Origin of the sequence: Pseudomonas sp. A25(2017) (assembly GCF_002001065.1) — a bacterium.
GTDB classification, from domain to species: Bacteria; Pseudomonadota; Gammaproteobacteria; order Pseudomonadales; family Pseudomonadaceae; genus Aquipseudomonas; species Aquipseudomonas kilonensis.
The window spans coordinates 42,063-55,004 of sequence record NZ_MUOA01000089.1 but is presented as its reverse complement, the minus strand read 5'-3'; the positions used below and the strand labels follow the sequence as shown (position 1 = coordinate 55,004).

At 58.9% G+C, this 12,942-nt stretch carries 9 protein-coding genes and 1 pseudogene; 3 read left to right on the top strand and 7 right to left on the bottom strand.

Annotated elements, in window-relative coordinates:
• Window positions 1-8 precede the first annotated feature (8 nt).
• The gene (gene arsJ / locus B0E42_RS22690) at window positions 9-1,229 is read left to right on the top strand and encodes an organoarsenical effux MFS transporter ArsJ (RefSeq protein ID WP_077507562.1); all 1,221 of its coding nucleotides are present in this window, start codon (window positions 9-11) and stop codon (window positions 1,227-1,229) included.
• Between the two features lie 99 nt (window positions 1,230-1,328).
• Here the strand turns inward: arsJ and B0E42_RS22685 are convergent, their stop codons facing one another.
• Window positions 1,329-2,768, bottom strand: a complete 1,440-nt coding sequence (locus B0E42_RS22685) for a lactate dehydrogenase (protein WP_077507559.1) — start codon at window positions 2,766-2,768, stop codon at window positions 1,329-1,331.
• 424 nt (window positions 2,769-3,192) lie between these two features.
• On the opposite strand from B0E42_RS22685, the gene B0E42_RS22680 reads away from it, so the two are divergent.
• A complete protein-coding gene (locus B0E42_RS22680; RefSeq protein ID WP_018609144.1) occupies window positions 3,193-4,233 on the top strand; it encodes a zinc-dependent alcohol dehydrogenase family protein in 1,041 nt (346 codons plus the stop codon).
• On the opposite strand, the gene B0E42_RS22675 is transcribed toward B0E42_RS22680, so the two are convergent.
• The 4 genes and pseudogenes from B0E42_RS22675 to B0E42_RS31860 all read right to left on the bottom strand — a co-directional run.
• A complete protein-coding gene (locus tag B0E42_RS22675) occupies window positions 4,230-6,251 on the bottom strand; it encodes a DKNYY domain-containing protein (RefSeq protein WP_077507556.1) in 2,022 nt (673 codons plus the stop codon). The genes B0E42_RS22680 and B0E42_RS22675 overlap by 4 nt on opposite strands.
• 229 nt (window positions 6,252-6,480) lie before the next feature.
• A complete protein-coding gene (locus B0E42_RS22670; protein ID WP_003203536.1) occupies window positions 6,481-6,744 on the bottom strand; it encodes a hypothetical protein in 264 nt (87 codons plus the stop codon).
• Window positions 6,745-7,425: 681 nt separating this feature from the next.
• Window positions 7,426-8,193: a methyl-accepting chemotaxis protein gene (locus tag B0E42_RS31865; protein WP_371914652.1), complete on the bottom strand. Its 768-nt coding sequence runs from the start codon at window positions 8,191-8,193 to the stop codon at window positions 7,426-7,428.
• A gap of 93 nt (window positions 8,194-8,286) precedes the next feature.
• A pseudogene (locus B0E42_RS31860) lies at window positions 8,287-9,369 on the bottom strand (cache domain-containing protein); the annotation flags it as partial.
• A 293-nt stretch (window positions 9,370-9,662) separates the two neighbouring features.
• Between B0E42_RS31860 and B0E42_RS22655 the strand changes: the two are divergent.
• Complete coding sequence (locus B0E42_RS22655; RefSeq protein WP_018609153.1) at window positions 9,663-10,706, top strand: GlxA family transcriptional regulator; 1,044 nt, start codon at window positions 9,663-9,665, stop codon at window positions 10,704-10,706.
• A 479-nt stretch (window positions 10,707-11,185) separates the two neighbouring features.
• Here the strand turns inward: B0E42_RS22655 and B0E42_RS22645 are convergent, their stop codons facing one another.
• Together B0E42_RS22645 and B0E42_RS22640 are read right to left on the bottom strand one after the other, a co-directional pair.
• The gene (locus tag B0E42_RS22645) at window positions 11,186-11,587 is read right to left on the bottom strand and encodes a hypothetical protein (protein WP_077507551.1); all 402 of its coding nucleotides are present in this window, start codon (window positions 11,585-11,587) and stop codon (window positions 11,186-11,188) included.
• A gap of 464 nt (window positions 11,588-12,051) precedes the next feature.
• Window positions 12,052-12,774: a pirin family protein gene (locus tag B0E42_RS22640; RefSeq protein ID WP_077507548.1), complete on the bottom strand. Its 723-nt coding sequence runs from the start codon at window positions 12,772-12,774 to the stop codon at window positions 12,052-12,054.
• Window positions 12,775-12,942: the final 168 nt, after the last annotated feature.

The following is a 12,942-nucleotide window of genomic DNA, read 5'->3' as shown; positions in this document are numbered from 1 at the left end:
GAGCGGCCATGAAAGCGTTGTCAGCCCTTGCGCCGTCAGTGCGGCAGTACCTGCTCGTGACGGGTAACTACTGGGCCTTCACCCTCACCGACGGCGCTTTGCGCATGTTGGTGGTGCTGCACTTTCACGCGTTGGGCTACAGCCCGCTGCAAATCGCGGCGTTGTTTCTGTTCTACGAACTCTTTGGCGTGATCACCAACCTGGTGGGTGGTTACCTCGGCGCCCGGCTGGGCCTGAACCGAACCATGAACATCGGGCTGGGCCTCCAGGTGGCGGCGCTGTTGATGCTGACAGTGCCGGTCGCTTGGCTGACCATCCCTTGGGTGATGGGGGCTCAGGCGTTGTCCGGGATCGCCAAAGACCTGAACAAGATGAGCGCCAAAAGCTCCATCAAACTTCTGGTCCCCGATGGGCAACAGGGCAAACTCTACCAATGGGTGGCAATCCTCACTGGCTCAAAGAACGCGCTCAAAGGTGTCGGCTTCTTTCTTGGCGGAGCTTTGCTGGCATTGCTCGGTTTCAAAGGCGCGTTGCTGGCCATGGCAGGTGGCCTGACGCTGATTTGGATCAGTAGCTTGATCCTGTTGAAGAAGGACCTGGGCAAGGCCAAAGCCAAGCCCAGGTTTCGTGACATCCTGTCCAAGAGCCGGGCGATCAACATCCTTTCGGCGGCGCGGATGTTCCTGTTCGGCGCCCGTGATGTCTGGTTCGTGGTGGCCTTGCCGGTGTACCTGAGCAGCGTGTTCGGCTGGGATTTCTGGAAGGTTGGCGGCTTCCTGGCGGCCTGGGTGATTGGCTACGGCATCGTCCAGTCCTTTGCGCCCAACATCACTGGAAAGAAACGAGGTCACGTGCCGGATGGTCGTGCGGCGTTTCTGTGGGCACTTGCACTGGCGGGTCTGCCTGCGGCCATTGCGCTCGGTCTGGACACCGGGCTGTCGCCACAAATGGTGCTGTTGGGTGGACTGATGGTTTTTGGTGCTTTGTTCGCCGTGAATTCGTCGCTGCACAGCTACCTGATCGTGTCCTACGCCAAGGAAGACGGCGTGTCGCTGGATGTGGGGTTTTATTACATGTCGAACGCCATGGGGCGCTTGATCGGCACCGTGCTCTCTGGCTGGATTTACCAGGTGTTTGGATTGGGCGCATGCCTTTGGCTATCAAGCGCATTCGTGTTGCTGGCCGCCTTGATTTCCATCGCTTTACCCAGGCATGCCGAGGCGAGTTGAAGCCGCTAGGCAGGACGGCGTTGGCCCCCTCAGATACGCCTTGGCGTAGAAGGCGCTATCCACTTTTATCTTGAAGGCCGAGTCGACTGTCTTTTGCTTTCAACGCACCAGTGCCGAAGGGTTTTCCTGCAGCAGCACCGAGTTGTGCAGGGTAGCGAGCGCTTCCTTCAATAGGGATTGATCCTGCGCATCCTGGGACTTCTTGCTTTGCTTGGCGGCGTATTCCAGCAATACCAAGTGACTGCGGCTGGCTGAAGCTTGCTTCGGCACCACCGTCTCTTCAATCATTTTGCCCATGACGTACTTCTGTGTCCGTGTGTCCTGGCTGGCGCTTTGCGTGACGGAGGCTTTGCTCAGTCGGCCGTCCTTGTAGGCGAGGCTGGCCGAACTGCGGGCCTCGTCATGCACTTGTACGTAGAGATAGTTCTGCGAGTCGGTCGTTTTGCCTATCGCAGGTGCTTTCCCGCCCTTCAGGCTCTTGTGATAGCTGGCCGATAAACTCGATTGCTGGACTTGATCGACGCTGCGATTGCTCATTATGGAACCTGCAACGACAGTTTTCTGCGACAGGGTATAAGCAAAGCTATCGACTTCTGACGGGCGCATCGGGTTGGACGCGTTGTTGGTTTGTTTGATGGACGCCTCGAAGTCTGCCAGCCCAGTCAGCAGGCCTTTGTCCGTCGCGTTACGGGTCAGTGACTGTGACGGGGCAACGCCCTGTGGATAGTGGCTGTTCATGGCGCTGAAGGCGTCCTTGAACATCTCCATCAGGGCAGCCTTGGCGCTGCCACGCTCCTGCACTCGCTCAAACTGGGCGAGGTAGCTGTTCAGTGCGTTGGCCTGTTGCTTGGCATCGCCCAGGATTGCGCTGTTCTTCAGATCCACGCTCAGGTTCAATTCGCCATCCGGACCACTCATTTGCGTGGTGCGCCTCTGGCTGTCGGCGCGGTAGGCAAGGATCAGGTCCTCACCGTCCACGCCCTTGAGCTTGGCGTTCAGATCAATGGATGCCAATACGCTGGAGTCGAACTGCGTCAGCTTGCCCAGGTCGAGCTTGGGAGGCTCGGCGGTCAACCCGTCGACAGCGGCCTGGAAGGCACTGCCAAGCACACCAATCGCCTTGAGTTCGTCCTCGCTCAGCGGGCCCCCGTCCACCGTAGCCTGAACGCCAAGTCCATTGTCCTGGCTGGTCAGGCTGAAGGTAACCGTCTTGCCACTGGCGGTCTTGATGCTGAGGGTGATCAGGTTGTCGGCTTTATTGTGCAGCAGCGCCTGTTCGGATTTTATCTCGGCGGCGTTGTGAGCCCTGTCCGTGGTGGTATGGAGCACTGACTGGGAAATGCTCGAACCACTCTTGGCGAACTGCTCCACCAAGGCTGCGCCCAGGCCGTGGAAACGGTTGGCTATCGACAGCGATCTGGGGTTGGTCCCCATGACGCGAGTGACGGCATCCTGACTGGTCTTTTCCCAGACACGAACAATCTCCTGGCCGGGCAGTTGCCCGAGTCGGGAATAGGTCTGTGATTCGACATCGGCCACGGGGTTGCCCAGGCTGACCGTTGCCGATGGTCGAGCCGGGAGGGCATCAGCACTCTCTATCACTGTTGCAGGCGATGCCGCGACGGCAGAGCGAGTCGGGATCTGGATGGGAATGGCAGGGCTGATCGGGGATAAGGTAGTCATGACAGTCCGTGTCGACAGAGCAGGGTTATGCTCAATGTAGTGAATACACCGCCCGATTGAAAGCGTGGGCGCTGAAATAAGTGGCATAGAGCCATGATGTTTTGGCCCGTTAGCGAATGCCGGAATGGCCCAGCTCAATCTGAAAAAGATTGGGTTTTTCATGGGAGCGTCAGGCAGGGGGGCGGATCAGTGCTGCGTGATCAATCTATCTGATAGTAGATTGAGCCCAAGCCGCTTATCGGATTCAGGCATAGCGCTTTTCCAAAGTAGAGGGATCCTCATGAAAGCCGTAGTTTACGAAGCCTTTTCCCAACCCCCACGTTTGATGACCGTCGAAGACCCGACCCCCGAGCGTCACGGTGTGGTGGTTCAGGTCCTTGGCACGGGCGTCTGCCGAAGCGACTGGCATGGCTGGAAAGGTCATGATCCTGATATTCAGCTGCCCCATGTGCCCGGTCACGAATTGGCAGGGATCGTGGCTGAGGTCGGTAAAGATGTCACAAGATGGAAGGTGGGCGATCGCATTACCGTCCCTTTTGTCGGTGGCTGTGGGGCGTGCCCGGAATGCAATAGCGGCAACCAGCAGGTGTGCCACAGCCAGTTTCAGCCGGGCTTCACCCATTGGGGCTCTTTCGCCGAGTATGTGGGGATCCACAAGGCGGATTTGAACCTGGTCGCGCTGCCTGAAAACATGGATTTCGCCACGGCGGCGAGCCTGGGCTGTCGCTTCGTCACCTCGTTCCGCGCGGTTGTCGATCAAGGCAAGATTACGGCGGGCCAGTGGGTGGCGGTTCATGGTTGTGGCGGTGTGGGGCTGTCCGCGGTGATGATCGCCCACGCTATCGGGGCGAACGTCATCGCCATCGATATCTGCGACGATAAGCTCAAGCTTGCCCAGTCGCTCGGCGCCGTTGCGACGGTCAACGCAAGCCGGGTGCCGGATGTGACCGAGGCGGTGCTCGAGATGACGAAGGGTGGCGCTCACGTTTCGCTGGATGCCCTGGGTCATCCAACGACCTGCTTCAACTCCATCAATAATCTGAGACGGCGTGGCAGGCATGTCCAGGTCGGGTTGATGCTGGCGGACCAGAGCACGCCGGCGATTCCGATGAGCAAAGTCATTGCCTACGAGCTGGAGATCTGTGGCAGCCATGGCATGCAGGCTCACCGTTACGGCGCGATGATGGAGATGATCACGTCCGGCAAGCTGGCGCCTGAAAAACTGGTCGGCAAGACCATCAGCCTGGAACAATCCATTGATGCGCTCATGAACATGGATCGGTTTGACACGGCAGGCGTTACGGTCGTGACGCAGTTCTAGGCGTTCGCCGCCGGCTGGCCGAGGGATTCCCGATAATGCGCTTCGTCGACCTCGGTCAGGGTTGCATAGCCGTCGTAGTGATAGATGCGATGTTGGTCTCGGGCGTAGCGGTCGTTCAGGAATTGGAGGGTAGCCAGGTCGATCCGCTTGGCGCTCACCGGTCGTCGGTGGCAGAACAACTTGCGCGTGCCCAGTTGCAGGAAATCGGGATGGGGCACGCGGACCTCCTCAGGATCGAACGCCACCTCCAGCGGCTTGCCTTCCGAGAGAATCAGGGTAGGGCTGATGGCATAGGTGCCGAGAATGCGGGTATCCGAGGGATGTAGCCGCTTTTTCGCCTCGCCGTAGTAATACACCGCATCCCGATCCTTGGCCCAACCATGCCCGCAGGACTCGAACGTGGCCGCTTGCGCCTTACGAATCGGCTCCGGGAGGTGGTAAAAAATCCGGTGACAGAACACGGTCTTACCGTCAGTCAGGTAGGGCGCACCCAGTGAGCGGAAATGCTCCGCGGGTTCCTGGGAAAATCGTTCGGGTACCTCGGTTTCGGCGTTATGAAACGGGATCAGATACAAACCCTGGGCGTCGCCGCACAGATGCGTGTCCAGCAGTTTGAAAGTCGCCGCGTCCAGCCCGTTGATCACGCGTCCATGGAAATACACCTGGCGGCCCAGCTCGAAACCGAGACCGATGGCACGTAAGGGCAGTGTTTCTGCAGACGTTTGCGATTCTTCAGGCAAGGGCTGTAGACGGTGCCACCAATAGTCCTTCAACTGCGGATGGGCTTCGAAGTAAGGAGCCCACGCTTCTTGCAAGGCCGCATCGATGATGCCGCCAGAGCCCAGCGGGCCGTGCTTGTCACCGACCAGCACGGGCGAGTAATCCTGGTCATTGCGATAGAGCTGGGTCACTACGAAGCTTTCTACGTCGACATCAAGGCGTTTCTGGCGCCTGTAGACGTGCCGGTGATCGCGGTAATAGTCGAACCCCAAGTGGCGAAAGCTCGGGCCATGGGCTTCACGCAAGCGGGTCCCGGCGACGTAGACGAACGTGTCGTCCACGGCAAAATAGTCATCCTCGTATTCGCTGGCGCTGACCACGCGGCCGCACTCATCAAACACTGGCTGCGAGCATTTGAGCAGGTGGAAATCGCCAACGTAGCGAATGCTCTTGCCAGTCAGGTAATAGGCGCGGTGTCGGTCTTTGGCGTAGCGTTCGTTAAGCACGGTGAAGGTCGCCAGGTCGGCACTGTCGATGCGGTAGAAGTATTCATAGGAAATGCTCGAACCTTGCTGCGCTTGCACGATGATCGACTGCCCATCGGTGCCCCAGCGATGGGCGAGCATCTGGAAGTCGTACGGGTTTGCGATCGGCAGCGGCGTGCCGTCCTTCTGGTGCAGGGGCTTGAAGCCCTTGTAGACCTGACCGTCGATCACTCGATAGGACGGGTGGTTGCAATACCGCACCCGCACCGTGGCGCTGGCGATAAAATGCCCCTGCAAAAAGATATTCACCCCGTCGCTGAACAGGGCGGACGCTGAAGTCACCGAGGCTGGTGACGCTGGCAACAGGGCCAGGCTGTCGTGCCGTGCCTCGGGGATCTGGCTGATCGCGTAGTCGCCGAACCAATAGGCGCCGGTTGCGTCACGCCAGTACTGGTGGCCGAGGCTTTCCAGGCCGTTATCGAAACGAAACGGCAGGGCCTGCAGCGCGTGGTAGCCATGGCGTTCCCGGTAGGCCGGAAGCAGGTAGTAATCGCGCAGGGCGTCGCGCAAGACCCAAGGGTTGCGTCGATGTCGCCAAACCGGCTGATCGGCAAGCAAGGGCGAGGGCGGATAGTGCCCAGCGCTGGCAGATTGAGCCAACTCGCCGGGTGGTGCACCTTCGGGGTTGAGCATGATGTACACATCAGGCACTTGCCCGTCGCCCAGCAGCATGCCGTCGACGAAGGCGAAACCTTGATGCCATTCAAGCTGCAGCGGCTCCCAGTCAGCCTTATCCGTCCCTGTGATTGTCATGTTATTGCGATCTGCTCTCCAGGGAGGTGGAACACCAAGCCAATGATCGCCGCCGCCACGCTCAAAAAATGAACTTGAACAGCGCAATCACCACGATCAGGCCAATCAGGAAAATGATACCTACGGTACCGCCAAGGAATTTCAACATAAAAACGCTCTCATCGGATGGGCTTAATCGTCTAGACCGCTACCGATAACGCGCGTTTCGTTGAATATTCATGCGTGGTGATCAATGAACCGCAAAGGACCTTGGCACCGGCACATGCTCGAACTTTGAAATGGTCTTGATCCAGTAGCGGCGATAGTCCGTCTGGTCCGGTGCCAACGGTTTGTGGCTGGACCATGGATGTTTCTCCTTCAGGCTGGCGCGGTACGCTTCCCATTCTTTCTGCTCGGCCACTTCCCGGGCTTTGCTCCGGTCGTCGAACCAGCCCAGGACGTAAGCTTCGCCCTGGTCCGTGCCGTGCGCTATCAGCAAATAAATCTCTGTCATGACTGACCTACCGTTCTGTCCTGCGCCCCAGTCGCGGGGTCTTATCCTGGGTATCGGCCGTTATCCTCTGTTTTTGAGATTTATTGATCTGGCCGAGGTCGACCCCGTCGCATCCCTGGGTGGTGCTCAGGTAGCACTTGTCGGAATAGACGCTGCCCACGTCCCAGAACACCGAGGTGCGCAGCACTTCGTCCTCGGACTTGGTGTTGCATGGGCGGCAAATGACGCGAAGCTGAGTGCCAGGCACGCTGGCAGGGATTTGGTCAGGCTCATTGAAGTGGCTCTATTCTTGGAATTGTGAGCGGGGGAATGTCCCCTGGCACTTCGACTTTAAGTCCCGGTGGTGGGTGATGCTTGAGCGCAACGGCCAGAGTTGACTGGGAGCGCCATGAACCGGGAGAAACGCGAGCTACCAGACACATGGACGGTGGTGGGGGCGTGTCTGGTGATTGCAGGTGGCATGTACGCAATCAAAGCGAAAGGGTAGTGGTCTGGCAGATACCCAGCGATCTGGCTACTGGTTCCTGGCCAAAGCGGCCTGTTTTCCATCGAACGCATATTCCTGTGGGAGCGAGCTTGCTCGCGAAGAGGCCGGCACATCCAGCATATTCATTGGCTGTGACAACGCATTCGCGAGCAAGCTCGCTCCCACATTTGATCTTCAGTGGACGTAAGCCCGGTTTAGAACTTGAAGCGTCCCACCAAGCCCTTGAGCTGCCCGGAAATATCCGTCAGACGCCCCGAACCGGTCTGCGCCGAGTGGGCGAATTCCTCGACCAACTGGGCATCGGCATGGATCTGCGCGATGTGCCGGTTGATGTCTTCGGCTACCTGGTGCTGCTCCTCTGCCGCTGTGGCGATCTGGGTGTTCTGGTCGCGAATCGAGTCCACCGAGTTGCGGATCTTGTCGAAGCTATCGCGGGCCTGTTGGATGCGCTCCACGCTGGTTTGCGACACCTGCAGGCTGCTTTGCATCTGCTGGGTGACTTCCTGGGTGCGCCGAGCAAGGTTGCCCAGCAGGCTGTCGATCTCGCCGGTGGAATCGGCGGTACGCCGGGCCAGCGCTCGAACCTCATCGGCTACCACGGCGAACCCGCGACCTTGATCGCCGGCCCGCGCGGCTTCGATGGCGGCGTTGAGGGCCAACAGGTTGGTCTGCTCGGCGATCGAGCGAATGGTGTCGAGGATGGTGTTGATGTTCTTGCTGTCCTGCTCCAAGGCCTGCATGGTCTGGGTCGACTTTTGCAGGTCGTCGCTCAGTTTCATCACGCTGCCGGTGGCTTCGCCGATGTGATGCTGGCCATCGTGTACATCGCGATAGCCTTCGTCCGCACTGGAGGCGGCCTGGCTGCAAGAGCGGGCCACTTCGTTGGCGGTGGCGACCATTTCATTGAAGGCGGTGCTCACCAGTTCCACGGCCTGGCGCTGGCGCCCGGCAGCGTCGTTCATGTTCTGGGCCACGTGGCTGGTATCGGCTGCGGCAGTTTGCAGGTCGGAAGAGGCGCTGCCGATGCGCTGCATCAGTTGCGCGATCATGCCCAGGAACTGGTTGAACCAGCCGGCCAAGGTGGCCGTTTCGTCCTTGCCTTGCACGGAAAGTTTGCGGGTGAGGTCACCTTCACCTTCGGCGATTTCCTGCAGGCCGTTGGCAACACCGCGAATCGGCCGCACGATGACGCTGGCGAAACTGGCACCCACCACAGCGAACACCACGGCCAGCACGGCAGCAATGGCGGCGATCAGCCAAGTCAGGCTCGAAGCCTCGGCCATCACTTCATCGCGTTTGATCAGGCCGATGAAGCGCCAGCCCAACCCTTTGGAGCTGACCACGTTGGCCATGTAGGGCACGCCGTCGATTTCGATCTGGGTCACGCCATCGCTACTTTTGGCCAGCGCGGCATAGTTGGGGCCCAGGTCGGCCAGCGGCTTGAAGTTGTGCTTGGCATCGGCGGCGTCCACCAGGACGTTGCCGTTGGCTTCGACCAGCATCAGGTAGCCGCTTTCGCCCAGCTTGATGTTCTTGACCAGTTCGGTGAGCTGTTTGAGCGACACGTCCAGGCAAACAACACCTACCAATTTGCCGCTGGCGTCAGCGACAGTTTGTACGGTGCCGATCAGCGACACATCATCCGGCGCCCAGTAATAGGCGTCTGTGCGCACAGTCGTGCCCGGTGCGGCCATGGCGGCCTTGTACCATGGGCGCACGCGCGGATCGTACTTGGCCATTTTGGGATCGTCCGGCCAGCTCGCGTAGCCGCCGTCATCCATGCCCACGGAAAGATAGGCGGTGGTCGGATGGCTCTTGGCGAATCTTTCGAAGATTTCCAGAAGCTGTTGATTGATCTCAGGGAAGGGGGCTTGTGCGGCGTCGGCGCTGGAATAGTTTTTCAAGCCCTTGGCGGCGATGACCCGCGGATCCCTGGCGAAGAGTTCGACGTTCTGGCTGATGCCATCGAAGAACTGCTTCATGCCGTTGTCGATCTGACGGATTTCACGGCCGCTGCTGTCCAGGAAGTTGGCTTTTGCGGCGTCGCGCAGGTTCAGCACGACAAGCACCGCCACCAGGATAACCGGGAGGCAGGCAATGGCCGCGAACGCCCATGTCAGCTTCTGTTTGATATTCATGACTTCTCCCGCGGAATATTTTAAGTGTTGGAACGGCGGAAACAGCAGTGGTTGGCGTTGCGAGTCTCTGGAAGGGAAAAGCGCCCATGCCTACTGTCAGTGTATCGACCAAAGTCGTAGGCACTTGAGGCTTTCCATCATGGCGCGGACCGATCGGTAGACGGCGCAGGCGCGACTGCAGCCGGCTTGATTAGCCTGGAAGATAGCGTGGTTTGCCCTGCGCCTTCGCCCTGCGGCTCAAGGCACCTACGTACAGCCAATCCTCATCGTCTTTGATGTATTAACGAGGCCCTATGCCAAGCGCATTCGAGAGCGTACTCAAAAACAAGAACATGGCTTATCGGCCACTCGGATCGGCACCCGCCAGTCAGGCGCCGATCCGCGTTGCGTTTGTATTGATGGACAACTTCTCGATGATGTCTTTCACCGGTGCGGTGGACGCGCTGGTGACGGCCAACCTGATGAGCGACATGCCCCTCTATGAAGTGCTGACGGTGGGGGTTTCAGGAGGGCAGGTGACGAGCGACCTGGGCATTGTCATCTCGACGGACATCGAACTGGCGCAGATGCCGGAAAACCAGGACGTGCTGATTGTCGCCGGGGGCTTTCGCGTGAAGTTGCAAGGCCACCCCTTGCTGCGGCGCAAGCTACGCGCCAATGCGGCGTGCGGGGCGATCCTGGGAGGGCTGTGGAACGGCGCCTTCTTTGTGGCCGATGCCAATCTGCTGGACGGTTTCGAATGCGCTGTCCACCCGGAAAGCCGCGCCATGATGGTGGAGGTGTTTCCCCACGTGAAAGTGTCCAGCCGGGCCTATGTGGTTGACCGGGAGCGAGTCAGTTGCGCGGGCGCCAATAGCTCGCTGCGCATGATGCTCCAGTTGATTCGCCAGACGGGCGGGGCGGCACTGGTGGGCGCCATCGAGGAAATTCTTCGCTGTGACGAGTCAGGCGATGATGCTTCGGATTTGCCGCCGGTTTTCGTCGAGACCGACCCGACGTTGCCGGAAAGCCTCAAGCTGGCGTTGGAGCTGATGTGGCAAAACGTAGAAGAGCCGTTGACCATCGATGAGCTGGCGGCGTGCGTGAAGATTTCCAAGCGGCAGTTGGAGCGGCGGTTCTGCAGCTTTCTCGGTGCGACCCCCACCCGCTACTACCTGGAGTTGCGCTTGACGCGTGCCCGCCAGCTCATCCAGCAAACCAATCGATCCGTGACCGAAATCGCCGTGGCGACAGGCTTCGTCAGCTCCCCGCACTTCCAGCGGCGTTTCCGGGAATTTTTCGGCGTTCCACCGGGCAGTTATCGTTCCAAGCTTGAGCGAAAACACGCGCTGCGGTGAGGCCTGGAGGTTACGCGTTTTTCCGTGCGGCGAGCGGCTCGATCTCTCGATCAGGTCGCTCGGACCTTCTGGATCATGTACAGAACAATACAACCTGTGGCACACATCCAAATGATCGACCCAGTCGCAGCCATGATCAATAGGAGGTCTGAGTCTTGCTCGATCATGTCTGGAACGGCATACGCGAACCAAAGCAGTGAGACAACAGCGTAGGCCAACAGCGACATCAGCAGTTCGAATATCTTTTTTGCGTGCATGAATCTTCCCCACCCGCCAAAAGTAGGCAGGCGCTTCAGGTTATCGGGTCAGGTTGCCTTTTTTCCGTCTGTGCAGAAATAAAAGGGTCTTGCAGTAGTTGCTGGCGAGTGGTTGCAAGGCCTCGCCATCAAATACGAAGACATCCATGTCAGAGCGTTTTGCTCTAGTAGTGGTTTTCGCACGGGGGCGAAAGACGACGCCGCAGACTAGCGATGTCGGGATCAGCTCTTGTCGTCTGGTTGTACTTCGGCAGGCAGTTCATCGGACTGCGAGGCGGTCAAGGTGGAGCCGTTGCAGAGCACTTTCCCTACTTCATCGGCCACCGTGCCCTCGACGATTCGTCCCTGCATTTCGTCAAACTGAACGTTTTCCAGGGCCTCAACGCTGTTGTACATGCCCGTGTGACGGACATTGTGGTTGGCGCAGTCGAGCTCCAATTTCGTATAGCTGGTGAAATAGGCCCCCGCTCTTCGTACAGTGGCATGAATGGCAGGGCCGCTTTCATCAAACGAGACGATGGAATATTCGGCATCCGAATCGTCGTAGTTGTATTTGATTTTCTGAACGTCCGCTGTGGCGCTGCACGCTACGAAAAATACGGCGATCGATATAACCGTTTTCATGCTTTCTTCCATGAAATAAAGCTGAAGCTAAGGGGTGGAGTGGCAAAGTGAAATCATTTTGCTCGGCTTGTAACATTGAGTCAACAATCCAACGGCACGACCTGGTAACAGTTCGTCAAAAAGCCCGATTGCCAGCGGAACTTTATAGAGGATCAGGGTTCATGCGCAACAGGCGCGCGAGTGGGTAAACGTTTTCCTCGACACCGCTGGGCTGCGCCTCACAGAGTGAAGCTTGAATTCGCCGGATTGCCGGTTTTTTTTAGATTTTTTCACCTGAACACCCACGGCTGGTATTGAACAGCGCCGATTACGCAAATACTTCTGCGCGGGAAAACGAATGAGAACTTGTGGGAGCGGGCTTGCTCGCGAAAGGGCCGGCATATCCAACAGCGTCGTCGACTGATACACCGCTTTCGCGAGCCAGCCCGCTCCCACAGTTTCATTGGAGGTCACAGGCACTGCTGTCAGGGCATCTGTGGCAGCTCCTGCGGCCGCAGATCGAACACCAGCACCTCGGCATCCTGGCCGTTACTGAAGGTCAGGACCTGCTCCTCGCGCACTCGCACGCCATCACCTTCCTGTAACGGCACGCCGTTGAGCTCGACAGCGCCTCGGGCCACGTGCACGTAGGCATAGCGATCCGGGGCCAGGGTCAGGGTGGCGCTTTGCTCGCCATCGAACAGCCCAGCGTAGACCCGGGCGTCCTGGCGCACCTGCAGCGAGCCGGCGGTGCCGTCCGGGGAAATGATCAGTTGCAGGCGACCGCGTTTTTGTTCGGCGCTGAAGTGTTCCTGTTGATAGCGCGGGGTGGCGCCGCTGACGTTGGGCACGATCCAGATCTGCAGGAAGTGCACCGACTCGTCCGCGCTATGGTTGAACTCGCTGTGGGCCACGCCGCTGCCGGCGCTCATCAACTGCACGTCACCCGGGCGAATGACCGAGCCTGTGCCCAGGGTGTCCTTGTGTTCCAGCGCGCCTTCGAGCACATAGGAAAAGATCTCCATGTCCCGGTGCGGATGCTGGCCGAAACCCTTGGCCGCGGCGACCCGGTCGTCGTTGATGACCAGCAGGTCGGAGAAGCCCTGTTCGTTGAGGTCGCGGTAGCTGGCGAACGAGAAGGTGTGGAACGAGGTCAGCCAGCCGTGGCGGGCAATGCCGCGGCCCGAAGCTTTGCGAAGGGTCAGCATGATCAATTCTCCTGATGTCTGTGGGCGACGGCTGGGCCGTTCGCCGGGTTCAGAAGAAGGTTAATGGTTATCCGGATGTTCAATAAGCAGGTGGAAAACGAAAGACTGTCCGCTTTAGGTGGACAATAGAGAGCCCTACCGGCAGATGCTTCGCTTCGACATAATGCT

Excerpts from the sequence above, each read along its gene's own strand:
- arsJ (WP_077507562.1), top strand. The coding sequence starts at position 9 with ATGAAAGCGTTGTCAGCCCTTGCGCCGTCAGTGCGGCAGTACCTGCTC.
- B0E42_RS22670 (WP_003203536.1), bottom strand. The coding sequence starts at position 6,744 with ATGACAGAGATTTATTTGCTGATAGCGCACGGCACGGACCAGGGCGAA.
- B0E42_RS22680 (WP_018609144.1), top strand. The coding sequence starts at position 3,193 with ATGAAAGCCGTAGTTTACGAAGCCTTTTCCCAACCCCCACGTTTGATG.
- B0E42_RS22675 (WP_077507556.1), bottom strand. The coding sequence starts at position 6,251 with ATGACAATCACAGGGACGGATAAGGCTGACTGGGAGCCGCTGCAGCTT.
- B0E42_RS22645 (WP_077507551.1), bottom strand. The coding sequence starts at position 11,587 with ATGAAAACGGTTATATCGATCGCCGTATTTTTCGTAGCGTGCAGCGCC.
- B0E42_RS22655 (WP_018609153.1), top strand. The coding sequence starts at position 9,663 with ATGCCAAGCGCATTCGAGAGCGTACTCAAAAACAAGAACATGGCTTAT.
- B0E42_RS22640 (WP_077507548.1), bottom strand. The coding sequence starts at position 12,774 with ATGCTGACCCTTCGCAAAGCTTCGGGCCGCGGCATTGCCCGCCACGGC.
- B0E42_RS31865 (WP_371914652.1), bottom strand. The coding sequence starts at position 8,193 with ATGAACGACGCTGCCGGGCGCCAGCGCCAGGCCGTGGAACTGGTGAGC.